General features: G+C 44.3%; 17 protein-coding genes. 6 read left to right on the top strand and 11 right to left on the bottom strand.

The features are described 5' to 3' along the window. The first annotated feature begins 56 nt into the window (after positions 1 to 56). Both MTR82_RS00555 and MTR82_RS00550 read left to right on the top strand, forming a co-directional pair. A complete protein-coding gene (locus MTR82_RS00555) occupies positions 57 to 575 on the top strand; it encodes a YjcG family protein (protein ID WP_052650986.1) in 519 nt (172 codons plus the stop codon). After that, positions 576 to 1,007, top strand: a complete 432-nt coding sequence (locus MTR82_RS00550) for a GNAT family N-acetyltransferase (protein WP_052650985.1) — start codon at positions 576 to 578, stop codon at positions 1,005 to 1,007. Between the two features lie 43 nt (positions 1,008 to 1,050). On the opposite strand, the gene fabI is transcribed toward MTR82_RS00550, so the two are convergent. Beyond that, the gene (gene fabI, locus MTR82_RS00545) at positions 1,051 to 1,821 is read right to left on the bottom strand and encodes an enoyl-ACP reductase FabI (RefSeq protein ID WP_246807366.1); all 771 of its coding nucleotides are present in this window, start codon (positions 1,819 to 1,821) and stop codon (positions 1,051 to 1,053) included. 105 nt (positions 1,822 to 1,926) lie between these two features. After that, positions 1,927 to 3,294: a magnesium transporter gene (gene mgtE, locus MTR82_RS00540; RefSeq protein WP_246807365.1), complete on the bottom strand. Its 1,368-nt coding sequence runs from the start codon at positions 3,292 to 3,294 to the stop codon at positions 1,927 to 1,929. Between the two features lie 99 nt (positions 3,295 to 3,393). On the opposite strand from mgtE, the gene prpE reads away from it, so the two are divergent. Next, entirely contained in the window at positions 3,394 to 4,131 is a 738-nt protein-coding gene (gene prpE, locus MTR82_RS00535; RefSeq protein WP_246807364.1) for a bis(5'-nucleosyl)-tetraphosphatase PrpE, read from the top strand. Here prpE and MTR82_RS00530 read toward each other — a convergent pair. From MTR82_RS00530 to MTR82_RS00515, 4 genes are read right to left on the bottom strand one after another with little or no spacing between them, the layout of a single operon-like run. Then, entirely contained in the window at positions 4,122 to 5,003 is an 882-nt protein-coding gene (locus tag MTR82_RS00530) for an RluA family pseudouridine synthase (protein ID WP_246807363.1), read from the bottom strand. The genes prpE and MTR82_RS00530 overlap by 10 nt on opposite strands. 11 nt (positions 5,004 to 5,014) lie before the next feature. Beyond that, on the bottom strand, positions 5,015 to 5,815 hold the full coding sequence (locus MTR82_RS00525; RefSeq protein ID WP_052650981.1) for an NAD kinase: 801 nt from the start codon (positions 5,813 to 5,815) through the stop codon (positions 5,015 to 5,017). Beyond that, positions 5,812 to 6,489: a GTP diphosphokinase gene (gene yjbM, locus MTR82_RS00520; protein ID WP_279576944.1), complete on the bottom strand. Its 678-nt coding sequence runs from the start codon at positions 6,487 to 6,489 to the stop codon at positions 5,812 to 5,814. The genes MTR82_RS00525 and yjbM overlap by 4 nt, the downstream gene beginning before the upstream one ends. Positions 6,490 to 6,510: 21 nt before the next feature. Further along, positions 6,511 to 6,903 (bottom strand): UPF0738 family protein, encoded by a 393-nt coding sequence (locus MTR82_RS00515; RefSeq protein WP_246807361.1) that lies wholly within the window; start codon positions 6,901 to 6,903, stop codon positions 6,511 to 6,513. A gap of 116 nt (positions 6,904 to 7,019) precedes the next feature. On the opposite strand from MTR82_RS00515, the gene MTR82_RS00510 reads away from it, so the two are divergent. The 3 genes from MTR82_RS00510 (at position 7,020) to MTR82_RS00500 (ending at position 8,903) form a co-directional block, all read left to right on the top strand. Further along, positions 7,020 to 7,595 carry a CYTH domain-containing protein gene (locus tag MTR82_RS00510; protein ID WP_246807360.1) on the top strand — a complete coding sequence of 192 codons (576 nt, stop codon included), beginning with the start codon at positions 7,020 to 7,022 and terminating at the stop codon, positions 7,593 to 7,595. Positions 7,596 to 7,710: 115 nt separating this feature from the next. Then, a complete protein-coding gene (locus MTR82_RS00505) occupies positions 7,711 to 8,109 on the top strand; it encodes a globin domain-containing protein (RefSeq protein WP_052650978.1) in 399 nt (132 codons plus the stop codon). Continuing rightward, the gene (locus MTR82_RS00500) at positions 8,106 to 8,903 is read left to right on the top strand and encodes a ClpXP adapter SpxH family protein (RefSeq protein WP_246807359.1); all 798 of its coding nucleotides are present in this window, start codon (positions 8,106 to 8,108) and stop codon (positions 8,901 to 8,903) included. Before MTR82_RS00505 ends, MTR82_RS00500 begins: the two co-directional genes overlap by 4 nt. A 321-nt stretch (positions 8,904 to 9,224) precedes the next feature. Here MTR82_RS00500 and pepF read toward each other — a convergent pair whose 3' ends face one another. The 5 genes from pepF to MTR82_RS00475 form a co-directional block, all read right to left on the bottom strand. Next, positions 9,225 to 11,033, bottom strand: coding sequence for an oligoendopeptidase F (pepF, locus tag MTR82_RS00495; RefSeq protein ID WP_246807358.1), 1,809 nt, complete (start codon positions 11,031 to 11,033; stop codon positions 9,225 to 9,227). Positions 11,034 to 11,092: 59 nt separating this feature from the next. Further along, positions 11,093 to 12,223, bottom strand: coding sequence for a competence protein CoiA (locus MTR82_RS00490; protein WP_246807357.1), 1,131 nt, complete (start codon positions 12,221 to 12,223; stop codon positions 11,093 to 11,095). 26 nt (positions 12,224 to 12,249) lie between these two features. After that, positions 12,250 to 12,906, bottom strand: coding sequence for an adaptor protein MecA (gene mecA / locus MTR82_RS00485; protein ID WP_246807356.1), 657 nt, complete (start codon positions 12,904 to 12,906; stop codon positions 12,250 to 12,252). 249 nt (positions 12,907 to 13,155) lie between these two features. Then, positions 13,156 to 13,551: a transcriptional regulator SpxA gene (gene spxA, locus MTR82_RS00480; RefSeq protein ID WP_006829729.1), complete on the bottom strand. Its 396-nt coding sequence runs from the start codon at positions 13,549 to 13,551 to the stop codon at positions 13,156 to 13,158. Positions 13,552 to 13,982: 431 nt separating this feature from the next. Beyond that, positions 13,983 to 15,128 (bottom strand): putative glycoside hydrolase, encoded by a 1,146-nt coding sequence (locus MTR82_RS00475; protein WP_425023862.1) that lies wholly within the window; start codon positions 15,126 to 15,128, stop codon positions 13,983 to 13,985. Positions 15,129 to 15,172: the final 44 nt, after the last annotated feature.

Below are 15,172 nucleotides of genomic sequence, written 5' to 3'. Positions count from 1 at the left end.
GTTTCTTTTGGTATAATAAAATAAGAAATAGGAATTACTGACGAGGAGGTCATATTATGAAATACGGAGTTGTCGCTTTTCCATCCAAAAAACTTCAAGATTTAGCAAACTCATACCGCATGCGGTACGATCCGCATTATGAGCAAATCACGCCGCATATGACGCTCAAAGATGCGTTTGAAGCGGACGATGCTGAGATTAAAGATATTTCAGAAGAATTATCTAAAATTGCGAAACGGCATAAACCTTTTAAAATCCATGCCACTCGCGTCAGCAGCTTTGCACCGTTGACGAATACGCTTTATTTCAGAATTGAAGACAATTCCCAAATTACAGCGTTGCATGAAGATCTCCATTCTGACTTTTTTGGCGGCCCAGCACGTTTCTCATTTGTGCCGCACATTACAATCGCACAAAAAATGTCCGATTCCGAGCACGCGGATATCTTCGGTCAATTAAAAATGGTCGGCGTCAACCATGAAGAAGTCATCGACCGCATCCACCTGCTGTACCAATTGGAAGACGGATCTTGGACGGTGTACGATACATTCCGGTTAACAGGAGATGAGGAATAATTGCAAAAAGCTAAAATCGCAGAAACTCCTTTAGAAAAAGAGCACGCTTTTGACATTAGACGAAAAGTCTTCGTAGAAGAACAAGGTGTCCCTGTACACCTTGAGCTGGATGAATATGACGACACAGCCGTCCATTTTATCGGCTATGAACTAGAACAGCCAATCGCTGCAGGGCGTATCCGGGAAACGGACATGGGCGTCGGGAAAATTGAACGTGTTTGCGTGCTTCCGGAATACCGCGGTTTGCATGTCGGGGTGTTGATGATGAATGAAATGGAGGAATACGCGCGCAAAGCCGGGCTTCTAACCTTAAAGCTTAATGCCCAGTCTTACGCCATTCCATTTTATGAAAAATTGAATTACACCGTCACTTCCCCCGAATTTATGGACGCTGGGATTCCCCACCGTGCCATGGAAAAAAACGTTATGTAAAAAGAGGCCATCGCTTTTATGCGATGGCCTCTTTTTTCTTCACTTATAAGATATGATAGCCGCTGTCTACGTGAATCGTTTCGCCTGTGATGCCCCGTGACATATTGCTGAAAAGGAAGACGGCTGTATCGCCGACTTCTTCCGGCGTCGTATTGCGGTGAAGCGGTGCTTTTTCTTCAATTTCATGAAGGATGCTGTTGAAATCACTCACGCCTTTAGAAGACAACGTCCGGATTGGCCCGGAAGAAATAGCATTGACCCGGATTCCTTGGCGTCCAAGATCTGCAGCCAAATAACGGACAGACATTTCAAGAGAAGCTTTTGCCACTCCCATGACATTGTAGTTCGGCATAACGCGTTCTCCGCCAATATACGTGAGCGCGATGATGCTGCCGCCTTCTGACATAAGCGGTTTGGCATGGCGGGCAATAACCGTCAATGAATACGAACTGATGTTTTGGGCCAATAAGAATCCATCTCTCGACGTATCAGAGAAATTCCCAGCCAGCTCTTCTGTTTTCGCGAAAGCGATGCAATGCGCCAATCCATCAATTGTACCCACTTGTTCTTTAATAGTAGAAAAACAGTTTTCCACGCTTTCATCGTTCGTTACATCACACGGCAAAATGATGTCGTGGTTCCCGTCAAGTGTCGCGACAAGGTCGCGGACCGATTTCTCAAACCGCTCGCCTGCGTATGTAAAAATCAGGCGTGCTCCGGATTGATCCAAAGACCGCGCGATTCCCCAAGCGATGCTTCGTTTATTGGCTACTCCCATAATTACGTAAGTTTTGCCTTCCAATGATATCGACATTCCGATTCCTCCTGCAATTCTTATTCTAATCATCATTTGTAGCTTTATATTATTACCTGGTACTAATATTACCTCATAAAAAAGAAAAGTGCAATTCGCACTTTTCTATAGCTGACCTAAAAATGTTGTAGCCAATCCTAAATAGATCAAAATCGAAATGATATCATTCAACGTAGTGATGAAAGGCCCTGAAGCAACAGCAGGGTCGATTTTTAGCCGGTGTATCAACAATGGGATAAAAGAGCCGGCTAAAGTGGCGACAAAGATCGAACCGAAGACCGCTGCTCCAACAAGAGCGCCGATCAGCAACTCGCCTTTCCAAAAATACACCAGGCCAACCACGACCGCTCCGCAGACGATTCCGGTAATCAATCCAGTGCCTGCTTCCCGGAACAGGAGCCGCATCTTGCTTTCTTCTTCGATATCGCCTGTCGCGATCCCGCGGACGGCAACGGCCAGCGCTTGGGTTCCGCTATTCCCCGCCATCCCGGCAATTAACGGGATAAAGACGGCAAGGAGCGCCACTTTATCAAGCGTCGCTTCAAACATTCCCATCAAATTGGCAGTCAGCATTCCGAGGAATGTCAGCAAAATCAGCCAAGGCAGCCGTTTTTTCGCTGCCGTAAACGGCCCCTTATCAAACGTATCCATATCAGATACTGCAGCCAGTTTCGAGTAATCGTCTGAAGCTTCTTCATCTAAAACGTCGATGATGTCATCGACTGTAATGATGCCGAGCAAATGCTGCTGAAAATCAACGACCGGCATCGCCAGGAAGTCATAGTCTTTGATCATGCGGGCAACTTCTTCCTGGTCTTCGCTGACCGAAACACTGACTACCCGTTCATTCATAATTGCACTGATCAACGTATCCTCATCCGAAACGATCAAATCCCGGAGCGTGACAATCCCAGACAAGCGTTTGTCTTCATCGACAACAAAAACATAGTAAATGGTTTCCGCATTCGGCGCGGCATTTCGCAAAATATTCATCGCGGACCGGACAGTGGAGTTTTTCGGAATGGAAACAAACTCCGTCGTCATGATAGAACCAGCCGTATATTCTTCGTAATGGAGCAAATCTTTGATTTGCCGCGCAGATTCTTTTTCCATAATCGTCAAATACGTAGCAACTTGTTCTTTGTTCAGCAAATTTAAAATGTCCACTGCATCATCCGTGTACATATGTGATAGCAAGTCCGATGCGTAATTGGCATTCATTTCCTTGAAGAGATCTTCGTATTCATCGTCATCAATTTCAATGGCTTCAAAAATATCCGCCATTTCCTTCGGAGAGAGATACTGATACATCAAATGCCGGATATCTTGATCTGCCTTTTCATAAAATGTCGCCTGATCATAAGGGTGATGCGTCAAAAACTCTTCTCTGAAGCCTTCGACGTCCCCTCGATTCAGAAGACCTAAAATCATTTCATGATCCATTTCACGATCATTCTGGTTCATTTCTTCCATTTGGCGTACTCCCTCCTTCCCTAATCTCAACACACAATTTCACCATTCTATACGTTACACTATGTATAAAGATAATCAAGATTAAAGAGGTGTTTTTTCATGGGATTTGATATTATTGGCGATATTCATGGATGCTACCAGGAACTTCTGGATTTACTCAGTGAACTTGGATACCGGGAACAAGGCGGGCTTTACTTGCATCCAGACGGCCGCCGCCTTGTGTTCGTCGGAGATGCAATGGACCGCGGCCCTGCCTCGCTTGATGTCCTGCACCTCTTATTTAAAATGCAGGACGCGGACATCTTATACTATTCCCCCGGAAACCATTGCAACAAACTTTATCGGTTTTTTAAAGGCAATAAAGTCCAGATTGGCCACGGACTTGAAAATACGCTCGACGAGTGGCAGCGGCTGCCAAAAAAAGAGCAGTCGGAGTTCCGGACCCGTTACTTGCAGTTCTACGAAAAACTGCCGCTCTACCTGCAGCTGAGCCCAGATTTGGTAGTTGCCCACGCCGGCATCAAAGAAGAAATGGTCGGAGCAAAAATCAGCAAAGGCATTGCGGTTTTTGTTCTTTATGGAGATACGACCGGCAAATTCCATGCCGATGGCCGCCCCGTCAGAAGAGACTGGGCGAAAAATTACCAAGGCGCTAAATGGATTGTCTACGGCCATACGCCGACAGAAGAACCCTATCTCATCAATCGGACGGCCAATATCGATACCGGCTGTGTGTTTGGCGGCTCGCTGACTGCTTTTCGCTTCCCGGAAAAGGAACTGGTTTCTGTCCCATCGAAGCAGCCGTTCCAGCCTGAGAAATTTCACCTCTATTCGTGAATCAATTGTTCCATATCTTCGTTTAATGGAGAAGAAAAGGCGAATGGCTCTTCCGTGACCGGATGGAGCAAATGGAGCTTGCTGCAGTGCAAAGCTTGGCGGGGAATGATGTCGCGAATGCCCCCGTACAAATCATCGCCCATTAAAGGATGGCCGATGTGGGCTAAATGGACGCGGATCTGATGCGTTCTGCCCGTATTCAATTGCAGCTTCACCCGAGCATAAGCGTCGAATTGCCGAATCACTTCCACTTCGGTTTCAGCAAACTGCCCGTCTTCACGGACTTCCCGTTCAATGATGCTGGAGTTTTTGCGTCCTATCGGCGCCGTAATCGTAAATTGTTTCTCTTCAAAAATTCCATGGGCCAGTGCATCGTATTGCCTTTTCATGATTTTTTCTTTTTGCTGCATCGAGAGCATATGATGGATATGGCGATTTTTCGCGATGCATACGAGCCCTGAAGTATCACGGTCAAGCCGGGTAGCAATGTGCAATGTTGCCGGCACGCCGTGGTCTTCAAAATGTTTGGCGACAATATTGGCCAGGCTCCCTGTAGGATGCTCCCTTGAAGGAATCGTATTTTGAAGCGGCGGCTTATCTACAATCAGCAGAGCTTCATCTTCATAAATGATCTTCAACGGGCCGCTTTCCGCCTGCAGCCCTCCTCCCAATTCCTCTTTAGGAAAAATAACGGTCACGGCATCGCCTTGTTCAACGACATGCCGGACCGTTACTTCACGACCATTCACCAGGATTTTTCCGCCGCCATATTTTACAGATGCCAAAGTCCGCTTGGAAATCCCCCAGCCGCTCAACGCATCGCGCAGCAGCATGGAGGTTTTCACGGGATAAGTTAATTGAAATGCGTTCATGTGTTCCACTTTTAAACCTCGCTATCGATAAATGAATCGTGTACACGTTTCCAGAATGGGAAGGCACGGAAACGGGCAAATCGGACATTTTCATCCGCTACCCGGTATTCGATGGACTTCACATCTTTATGGAGCAATTGCAGATGGTCAACGGTGACCATAAAATCCGGCGCTTTCACGGGCCGAAGCGCGCATCGGTGGTGGGCTGGCAGCACTAACGGAGAGCCGACCGTTCGGAAAACGCGGTTGTTGATCGATGCCATTTCCGTCAGCTGCATCGCATGAAGGGATGGATGGATAATGGCTCCGCCCAGCGCTTTATTGTATGCGGTACTGCCCGAAGGCGTGGACATGCAGAGCCCGTCTCCCCGGAAACGTTCAAAATGCCCTTCATTTAAAAAGACATCCATTACTAGCGTGACATCCGGCGATTTGACGGTCGATTCGTTCAGTGCCAAGTACACGGACGGTTCGGCTTTGTTTAAATAGTGGATGCTGACTTCAAGCAAAGGATACTCGATAACTTCGTATTCTTTTTTCGCAATCGACAACACTAGCTTTTCAATCTCGATCGGTTTCCAGTCTGCATAAAACCCTAAGTGGCCGGTATGTATTCCGACAAAAGCCACTGTATCCAATTGATCCCGGTATTTATGGAATGCATGCAGGAAAGTTCCGTCTCCGCCAATAGACAGCACAACATCCGGCGCCTCTTCGCTCCATTCCAACCCAAAGTCCTGCAAATATTCCCGCGCAGTCGCCATCAATTCATTTGAAAGTTCATCGGTTCTCGATATGATAAAAAATTTCATCGCTTAGATGGTCCCCCTTCTCTTCCTGCTGGAAAATGTGTACCTGAAGATTCCTTGAATTCCGTAAAGTAAGCTTGCGCTTCCTGGATTTCGTCACGGATTTGCGACATCTCTTCATCCAGCTGGAAAGCTGCTTCTGCAGCACGCTGCAGCCTGTTTTTGATTTCTTCGGGAAAAACGCCTTTGTATTTATAATTCAGCGAATGCTCAATGGAAGCCCAGAAGTTCATCGCCAGCGTCCGGATCTGGATTTCAGCGAGAATCAGCTTTTCCCCATTGATCGTTTGGACCGGGTATTCCACAATGACATGATATGAGCGGTAGCCGCTTTGTTTTTCATGGGAGATGTAGTCCTTCTCTTCAACAATCCGCAAGTCGTTCCGCTGCCGCAGCAAGGTGACGACGGTTTGGATATCTCCGACAAATTGGCACATCATGCGAAGCCCTGCAATATCCTGCATCTGATGCGCCAATTCCTCCGACGGTTCAAATGCGATCCCTTTTTCAAGGGTTTTATCATAAATGCTTGCCAACGGCTTTACACGGCCTGTGACGAATTCAATCGGCGAATTTGTATTGTCCGTTTCAAATTGTTGGCGCATGCCTTTAAATTTAATCTTCAATTCATCCACCGCTTGTTTATACGGTGCTAGAAAACGATCCCATTGGCCCATACCCAATCCTCCTAACCCTCTTTAAGCTTGTGAAGCTAATCTCTCATGAAAAACTTCTTCGACGGCCGTACGGAATTCTTCTGCATAATTATCGTTGCCTTCGATATTTTCAAGGAGCATGCCCAGTTCTTCGTGAAATGCATCCAAAGGCATGATTTGTTTTCCCCAAACCAATAGAGGAACAACTTCCGTTCGCTTCAACGCTTCCGCTAAAAGCGGCCAAGTGTGGTCTTTAAAATGCACATAAATATATTCGGTTCCGGTATCGGCCAGATAGACAAAAGCACACGCTTCTGTGTCCGTCAGCATTTTCCCGGCTGCTTCAACTGCTTCCGCAGGTTCAGCCGCATTCACTTGAAATTGGATGGTTTTGCCTTCGATGAGGCCCGCTGATACTTGTACTAATTTACGCAAAGGGATGCATCCTTTCCAGTTTTTATCTACAGTCATATTTTAACACAGCTCTCCTGTCCGTTGCAGTTCAGCTAAAATTATCCCATAATAAATACAAATGATGAGGTGAAGCTAAAATGACAAAAGAACTTGAGATTGAATACAAAAACATGTTGGACCAACAGGAATACAGCCGCTTATTGAAAACTTTCGACGTGAAGGCGGAAGAGATCCAAACGCAGACCAACCATTATTTCGACACAAAAGGGTTCGACTTAAAAGCGAAGCGCTGCGCATTGCGTATTCGTGTAAAAGATGAAAACTTTGAATGCACACTGAAAACCCCCGCTCCGGAAGGAAACTTTGAAATTACCGATTCCCTAACGGCAGAGCAAGCCCAGAACATGCTGGAAGGCGTTTCGTTTCATGCGCCGGAAATCAGCGCGGCACTAGATGAATTGGGCGTCGGGGAAAAAGACCTTGAACGATTCGGTTCTTTGACAACCCACCGGATCGAATTTTCTTATAAAGATGGCTTATTGGTCATTGATCACTCCGAATACGGCGAATCTGAAGACTATGAAGTGGAATTTGAAGTGCAAAATGCGGAACGTGGCCGCAAACAGTTTCTGGAATTCTTGAAAGAACAGGATATCCCTTTGCGTCCTGCTGATAAAAAAATTGCCCGATTCATGAAATCCATTCAGTCTTGATCCAAATTTCAGCCTAACCCTATTCCCTGTCTTTTCCACTTTCAATCGATTTATTTGAGAAATTTCCGTTGCGTTGATAGAATGAATCTACAGCTAAAGCAAAGGAGACTCAATAATGACTGGAAAACCAATTATTCCGTACGAAGAAATTGGTGCGGAACGCTTGTCGCAGTTAATTGACGCGTTCTATGCGCGAGTGGCAAAGCATCCCAAGCTTGAGCCTATTTTTCCTAAGGATCTTACTGAAACAGCTCGAAAACAAAAACAATTTATGACCCAATATTTAGGTGGACCTAATATATATTCTGAAGAGCACGGCCATCCGCGGCTAAAGGCACGCCATCATCCGTTTCCGATTACGCCGGAGCGGGCACAGGCTTGGCTTGAGTGCATGAGCGAAGCGATGGATGAAGTGGGATTGACAGGCAAATTCCGCGAAGTCTTTTACCAACGTCTTGTTTTGACTGCTCACCACATGGTGAATGAGCAAGATAGCGAGGAGGAGTTAGTGTGAATCAATTAGATCTGACTCAGGAAAGCCCGGATCTCCCGAAGCCGGCGAAGCCCATGGAACTTTATATTTTTCTCGACCCGTTAAACCCGCAATGCTGGGAGCTGCAATCCATCGTCCGTAAACTTCAAATCGAATACGGCCAATACTTTTCGATGCGATTCGTTTTAAGCACAAAATTGTTTAATCTTAATAATGCGGCCCAAGCACCGAATATCGATACCGAGAACCTTTCCCATCCTGTCCTTGCTTCCGTAGCCGTGAAGGCTGCTGAACTTCAAGGGAGACGAGCAGGCAACCGATTCTTGCATAAACTTCAGGAACATCTCTTGTTGAAGACAAAAGATGTTTCTTCTTATGACGTTTTGCTTTCGATTGCCGGCGAATCTGAATTGGATTTAGAGGAATTCAAGCAGGATTTCCACTCAGTCAATACGGCGAAAGCGTTCCAATGCGATTTGCAGATCACACGGGAAATGGAAATTGACGAAGTGCCGAGTGTCGTTTTCTTCAATGAATGCATTGAAGACGAAGGTGTCAAAGTGACTGGACTTTATTCATATGATGTCTATCAAACCATTCTTCAAGAAATGTCCGGAGAAGAAAATTTAAATCGGCAGTCTCCGCCTTCTTTGGATGAATTATTTATCAAATATTCCACAATGGCTACAGGCGAAGTTGCTTCCATCTACAATATTTCGGAGCAAAATGCGGAACGGGAATTGAAAAAGCAATTGCTTCAGCAAAAACTCGAACGCATCAATTTGCCCGGCCAGACTTTATGGACATTAAAATAGCCTTTCGCAGCTGCGAAAGGCTATTTTTTCTATTTAAGTGAAAAAATCGGCAAAGTGAAAGGCGCCTTCCACGTCCGGAAGGCGCCTTTCGGTATTACACAAAGGGGATGGGAGAAATGTTCACGCTCAAACAAAGGGGTGTATGTTTGTATGTGATTTATTTCACAACCTAACTTTATCACGGAATAATAGTTAATGCAATAATTCACAAAGGATTTCACAAATTTGTCATATTGCTGTAAAGATAAATTCTTAAATGTCCCTTTTTATTATATTGATATACAAAAAAGAAGCCGGCTGGTACTCCGGCTCCTTTTGCTTTTATTTATTCAGCAACAATTTTTCCAGTTCGTTGAGTTTTTGTTCAAAAACTTTGCAAGCTTCTTCCACCGGTTCAGGCGATGTCATGTCGACGCCCGCTTTTTTCAGCACTTCGATCGGATAATCCGAGCTTCCTGCTTTTAAGAACTCGTCGATGTACCGTTCAACTGCCGGCTGCCCTTCTTCTAAAATGCCTTTGCTGAGAGCAGTCGCTGCACTGAATCCTGTAGCGTATTGGAAGACGTAATAGTTATAGTAGAAATGTGGAATCCGCGTCCATTCCAAACCGATTTCTTCGTCGATTGCCGCGTCTTCCCCGAAGTATTTCTTATTCAAATCGTAATAAACTTCGGTCAAGCGGTCAGCCGTCAAAGCTTCTCCGTCCTGGTTCATCTTATGGATCAAATGCTCGAACTCTGCAAACATCGTTTGGCGGAAGACGGTGCCGCGGAACCCATCCAACCAGTAATTCAACAAATACATTCTTTCCTGGTCGTCCTCAGTAGTCCGCACCATGTATTCATTCAATAAGGCTTCATTCGTCGTCGAAGCTACTTCAGCGACGAAAATCGAATAATCGCCGTAGACGTACGGTTGGTTTGAACGCGTGTAGTAGCTGTGCACACTATGCCCGAACTCATGTGCCAAGGTGTAAAGATTATTGACGTTGTTTTGCCAGTTCATCAAAATATACGGGTTTGTGCCGTAAGCACCTGACGAGTAGGCTCCGCTCCGCTTCCCTTTGTTCTCTTTGACGTCTACCCAGCGGTTTTCAATGCCGTGCTTCACAATGCCGGTATATTCCTCACCTAGCGCTTCCAGGCCTTTAAGCATGATTTCTGTCGCTTTTTCATAGGGGATCTCCATTTTCACTTCTTTAACAAGCGGCGTGTACATGTCCCACATATGAACTTCGTCAAGCCCCAGAACTTCTTTGCGCAATTTCACATATCGGTGCAGCAGATGGAGGTTCTTATTGACCGTCTCTACCAAATTATCATAAACGCTTTCCGGAATATGGTCGTCAGACAAAGCGGACTGGCGAGCGGATTCGTATTTGCGGATGCGTGCATTTACGTTATCGCGCTTAATATTTCCTGATAAGGTGGAAGCAAAAGTATTGCGGTATTTGCCATAAGTCGCATATACCGCTTTAAATGCTTCTTCGCGGACTCGGCGGTCAGTGCCTTCTAGGAAATTCGAATAGTTTCCGTGAGTAATCTGCACTTTTTCGCCTTTTTCATTTTCGATCTCCGGAAATTCCAAATCTGCATTGTTCAGCATGCTGAACGTTTCAGAAGAAGAGTTTGCCACTTCGGACATTTGCGCAAGCAAGGCCTCTTGTTCAGCAGGCAACACGTGCGGACGCATATTATTCAATTCCTCGAGGGCATGTTTGTATAATTTTAACCCGTCATGTTCTTCAATGAATGACGCTAACGTCGATTCTTCGATTGCCAAAATTTCCGGAGTCAAGAATGACAAGCCGGTCGCCACTTTTGCATAAAATGCTTTAATGCGGCTGTCCATTGCCTGATAGGTTGAATTGGTCGTGTCCTGGTCATAACGCATATGCGAAAACGTGTATAGGCGCTGCAGGCGCTGGATCAATTCATCTTTATACACCAGCACTTCGTACAAAGCGTTTGCCCCGTCTTTCAATTTTCCTTGATAGGATTCGGATTTCTCCGCGAGTTCCGCCACTTCTTTAAATTCTTGTTCCCACGCTTCATTGGTTTCAAATATATCTTCCAGTTTCCATGTAAGTTCTGCAGGTACTTCATCTCTGAGCAATAATTTTTCAGCCATTCCATTTCCTCCTTTTCCCGCTCTTTCGGGAGTCGAACTATAGCTTATTTTCTCAATTTTCATACGCTATTGCAATAGTAATCATATAAAAGCTCATACATCATTGTAAAGTTATCTGGCTGGCTCGCCAAAATAACGAAAAGCTCCAAGTATTGTTCCAGCAAGGCTACCGCTTTCTCAAAATGGCCCGGATCTGCCAATACAAGTTTGCCGCTTTCAATTAGCTTTGCCATTGAAATCTGCCCGTTGAACGCTTCAACGGCAAGCAACTGCCACAAGACGGCATGCTGCGGAAAGATTTCTGCACCGATAAACGGATGTCCAATGGAAATCGGTAGCTTTTTCATATCCAGCTGGAGCGTATAGCAGGCACGCCAAAAAAGATTTTGCATCCGGTTCTTTGCAAACAGCTGGCTTTGAATGAATTGCTGCCGAGTTTTGGAGAATAGTCCACAAACCTGTGCGAATTCTTCTTTACTCAGGCGCTTTGGTACAGCAAATGGAAACGATTGGCGTGAAGCATCCAAAGATTTCACTTTGCCAATTCTTCGGCTGCCGCTCACATAAAACAAATTTGAATAATAATAAAAGCGATTCTCGCTAGGGCAAAAAGCCAGCAAATATGGATTTTGGCCCTTGTGCTGAAACAATTCGGTTTCATAGGTTTTCAGCCGGATTATTTGGATGGATTCATTAGGGGGATCATCCAAGCCGCCAATCCAGATAGGCTCAATTCCAAGCTGCATATAGCCTTCTGTCCGATGAACCACATCTTTTTGGGGAATCGTACTGCATTGGAATTCGATCGCTGTTCGCCCTTCTACGAGCAAGTCTGCCCGTTGGCGAATAGCCGGCAAGAATTTTTCAAGTTCACATTGTAATTGTCGGTTTTGGAAGAATTGAAGGAGTGAAAGTTTACCGTGAAGATGCAAGGAAGATTCAGGTTCATGGGAGTAGTCACAACCTGAAAGCGTTTTATGGGCAAAATGGGGGATTTTTATGTCGCCGACTTTTAAGACGACTGGTGTATGGCACCGGGAACAATAGAACCGTTCTTTTTCCCGAAGAGCCAGAAGACTTTCCTTTTGATGAATGTGTGAAAGATTAATGATGGATCGATCGGCTAATGATGCGATTAATATCGAAAACACCTCCCACTCAATTGTAAGAATATTCCCGAATATAAGCAATAAAAAAATCCCCTCGAAAGGGGATTTTATCCGAAATAATAGAGAACGTTCGACAAAGCATCTTGTTTAAAGATCTCTTTGCCATATTCCTCTAACCGGTGAATTGTTAGAGGTGAACTTTGTAGGTATTCGGAAATGATGCTTGTATTGTCTTTGACATCGTCTTCAGAATGAAGCAGATCGTCAAAGCTCACATGCAAGTAGTATTTGTTTTCGAAATGATACAAGGCAGATTCAATCGGCACATACATTAAGCGCCGTGCAATTGGCAACAACTCGTCTACTTCGTTGAAAGCAAAAGTAAATTCAAGTTTTTTCACATCCGGTTCATCAAAAACCGGTTCGAATTCATCGAAATCAGCTGTGTTGGCATCATCGCTTGAAAACATTTTACGGCGTTCTTCTATATCATCAGGCATATCGATCTTCTGCCCGTCTTTCGTTAATTGTGCACGGGTAACCGTCACTTCAAGTCCTTTATCCATCGCCTGGACTTGGATCCATAAAGGCCCTTCCATTATAAAGTCGGCCTCTTCATTCACTTCATCCATCATTTCCCAAAAAAGCTCTTCACTTTTATCTCTGTTAAACCATATTTCATCACGGCTAAAACCCCGTTCTTCAACGTCGAGATAGGAAATGTAAAATTTAACTGTATTGTCATTGATTCTTTCGATTTCCATTTTACACCTCTCCTTTCGAAATGGACTAAGAGGATCGTCCTTCTATGCCGTGCTTGTCTTATCTTACTAGTACTAGTATATCGTGTTTCCTAAGAGAAGAAAAAGTTTCTGCCTGAATCATTCAGGAACTCTTAAGTACATACGAGTCTAGATTATTTCACCAAATTATGCAACTATTTTAGATAAAGAAAAGCTGTCCATAATTTCCTTATGAAAGTTCATAAAGACTGGACAGCTTACGTAGCTTTTTTAGTTCACCATACGCTGCGCTTCGAGCAATTGGTAAGCACGAACTTTGCGCGGAAGGAAACGGCGAATTTCGTCTTCATTGTATCCAACCTGGAGACGTTTTTCGTCCATGATAATCGGACGGCGCAACAATCCTGGATGTTCTTGGATTAACTCATATAAGCGTTGTAGAGGCAGGCTCTCGACATCAACATTTAATTTTTGGAAAATCTTCGAGCGAGTCGAAATTATTTCATCTGTACCGTCTTCTGTCATGCGCAAGATTTCTTTGATCTCGCTGATTGTTAACGGCTCAGAAAATATATTGCGTTCAGTATATGGAATTTCATGTTCTTCTAGCCACGCTTTTGCTTTCCGGCAAGACGTACAGCTTGGAGAAGTAAATAGAGTTACCATCATAGTGGAACACTTCCTTTCGGATTCAAGTTAAATCATATTAGAAATTTATTAAATTAGAATCACTATAATATAGAAGCTCTACATTCATTATACAATATTAGCTTTCAATTGAACATACCTTAGACAAAAAAACTATTATTTTTGTAGAGTTTGTCACATTATCGTTATAATTTCACGGCTTCATTCTCTCGTACATATTATTAAAAATACCCGCATCCTGTCCCTATTAAACCCTATTGTGAAAAAAATTTATTCTCAATTACAAGTGAAGATTTGAAAATAAAGTCTTCTCTTTATAGTACGTTTCACCTTTTAAATAGTTTCGTCTGCTTGAGAAAAAGTCCGGAAGCTTTTATTTTTCTTATTCACTAAAAAGCCGCAAGAGGAATTTGGCGCTTTTCCTCTTGCGGCTGCATCATGCTGCTCCATTATTCAGGTGTATAATCCACGCCGGGTGAATAACTATTGCCGGCATTCCATAGAAGGTATTCGTCAATGCCATTATCATGCAAGGCTTTGATCTGGGCTTCCACTTCCGCTTTCCCGTAGTTCAAGTAATTTCCTGCCCCTAAATAGGAAGCGGTAAAGTCTTGAAGCCATGGACGCGATACCGGTGGATCTTTCAATTCGCCCAGTTTTTTGTTTTCCACTTTTGCATATTCAGAAACTAGCTTATAAGGCTCCAAATCGGGTTTCGCAATGCCAAAATAAGAAGTCCAGTGGCTTGGATAGATCATAGAAGAAATGACGTCCACGTTCTCAGAAATTCGAGAGAAGTTCTGTCCAATTCCAGGCGCTTCCGGAAGTGTCGCTGAATAGCCGAAGATGTCCACCGAAACTTCTACATCATACGGTTTAAGCTGTTCTCTGGCATAGGCTACAAAATCTGTGACAGCTTCTACTCGTCTTTGAACAGGATCTAAATCAGAGTCTGCATATTCACCCATTGAATATTGAAGCGTGTCTGCACGTTTTTCAAACCCTTCAGGAAATCTCACATAATCAAACTGGATTTCCTTAAACCCAAGCTTCGCCGCTTCGATTGCAATTTGGACATTATAGTCCCAGACTTCTTTCAAAAATGGATTGACGAACGACTCGCCTCTCCCGTTCTTCCATATTCCATTGCCTTCGACAAATGAAAGCTCGGGTTTAGCATTTGCCAATTCCGAATCTTTAAAGACAACCACTCGTGCAATTGGGTAAATCTTTTTTTCTTCCATTCTTTCCAGTACTGCCCGCGGATCTTTTATAAAAGGCTGTCCAATGCCCAATTTCGCCAGCGGTGATCCTTCTTCCGGCTTGTAAGTCAGATAACCCATATCTTCTTTAAAATCGATTACCATGGCGTTTAGGTCCGTTGTATCGATTAAATCAACCAGCTTCTCAAAACGCTCGCCCCCAGCAGAATGCCCCGTTACAAAAATGCCTCTTACTGCATCAGGATATTCAAAAGTCAGTCCGGAATCGTATTTAAATAATTGTGAAGTAGCTAAAATTTCTTCATTCACTTCTAGTGAATGATATGTACGTGTTGTAAAGTCAGGAGCTGCCTCTTTATCTTCAGCCGCCATAACTGTAGTGGATGCCAATGTGCTTAGCATCAGTGCGCTAGTAA

This window comes from Planococcus ruber (assembly GCF_022819085.1).
GTDB classification, from domain to species: Bacteria; Bacillota; Bacilli; order Bacillales_A; family Planococcaceae; genus Planococcus; species Planococcus ruber.
The sequence above is the reverse complement of the archived record's forward strand: the minus strand, read 5'-3'. Positions and strand labels throughout refer to the sequence as shown.

What these genes read in the sequence shown, in the direction of transcription:
- MTR82_RS00475 (WP_425023862.1), bottom strand. Translation starts at nt 15,128, where the DNA reads ATGGCGGCTGAAGATAAAGAGGCAGCTCCTGACTTTACAACACGTACA.
- pepF (WP_246807358.1), bottom strand. Translation starts at nt 11,033, where the DNA reads ATGGCTGAAAAATTATTGCTCAGAGATGAAGTACCTGCAGAACTTACA.
- prpE (WP_246807364.1), top strand. Translation starts at nt 3,394, where the DNA reads ATGGGATTTGATATTATTGGCGATATTCATGGATGCTACCAGGAACTT.
- MTR82_RS00530 (WP_246807363.1), bottom strand. Translation starts at nt 5,003, where the DNA reads ATGAACGCATTTCAATTAACTTATCCCGTGAAAACCTCCATGCTGCTG.
- yjbM (WP_279576944.1), bottom strand. Translation starts at nt 6,489, where the DNA reads ATGGGCCAATGGGATCGTTTTCTAGCACCGTATAAACAAGCGGTGGAT.
- MTR82_RS00555 (WP_052650986.1), top strand. Translation starts at nt 57, where the DNA reads ATGAAATACGGAGTTGTCGCTTTTCCATCCAAAAAACTTCAAGATTTA.
- MTR82_RS00510 (WP_246807360.1), top strand. Translation starts at nt 7,020, where the DNA reads ATGACAAAAGAACTTGAGATTGAATACAAAAACATGTTGGACCAACAG.
- spxA (WP_006829729.1), bottom strand. Translation starts at nt 13,551, where the DNA reads ATGGTAACTCTATTTACTTCTCCAAGCTGTACGTCTTGCCGGAAAGCA.
- mgtE (WP_246807365.1), bottom strand. Translation starts at nt 3,294, where the DNA reads ATGGAAGAAATGAACCAGAATGATCGTGAAATGGATCATGAAATGATT.
- MTR82_RS00505 (WP_052650978.1), top strand. Translation starts at nt 7,711, where the DNA reads ATGACTGGAAAACCAATTATTCCGTACGAAGAAATTGGTGCGGAACGC.
- fabI (WP_246807366.1), bottom strand. Translation starts at nt 1,821, where the DNA reads ATGTCGATATCATTGGAAGGCAAAACTTACGTAATTATGGGAGTAGCC.
- MTR82_RS00525 (WP_052650981.1), bottom strand. Translation starts at nt 5,815, where the DNA reads ATGAAATTTTTTATCATATCGAGAACCGATGAACTTTCAAATGAATTG.
- mecA (WP_246807356.1), bottom strand. Translation starts at nt 12,906, where the DNA reads ATGGAAATCGAAAGAATCAATGACAATACAGTTAAATTTTACATTTCC.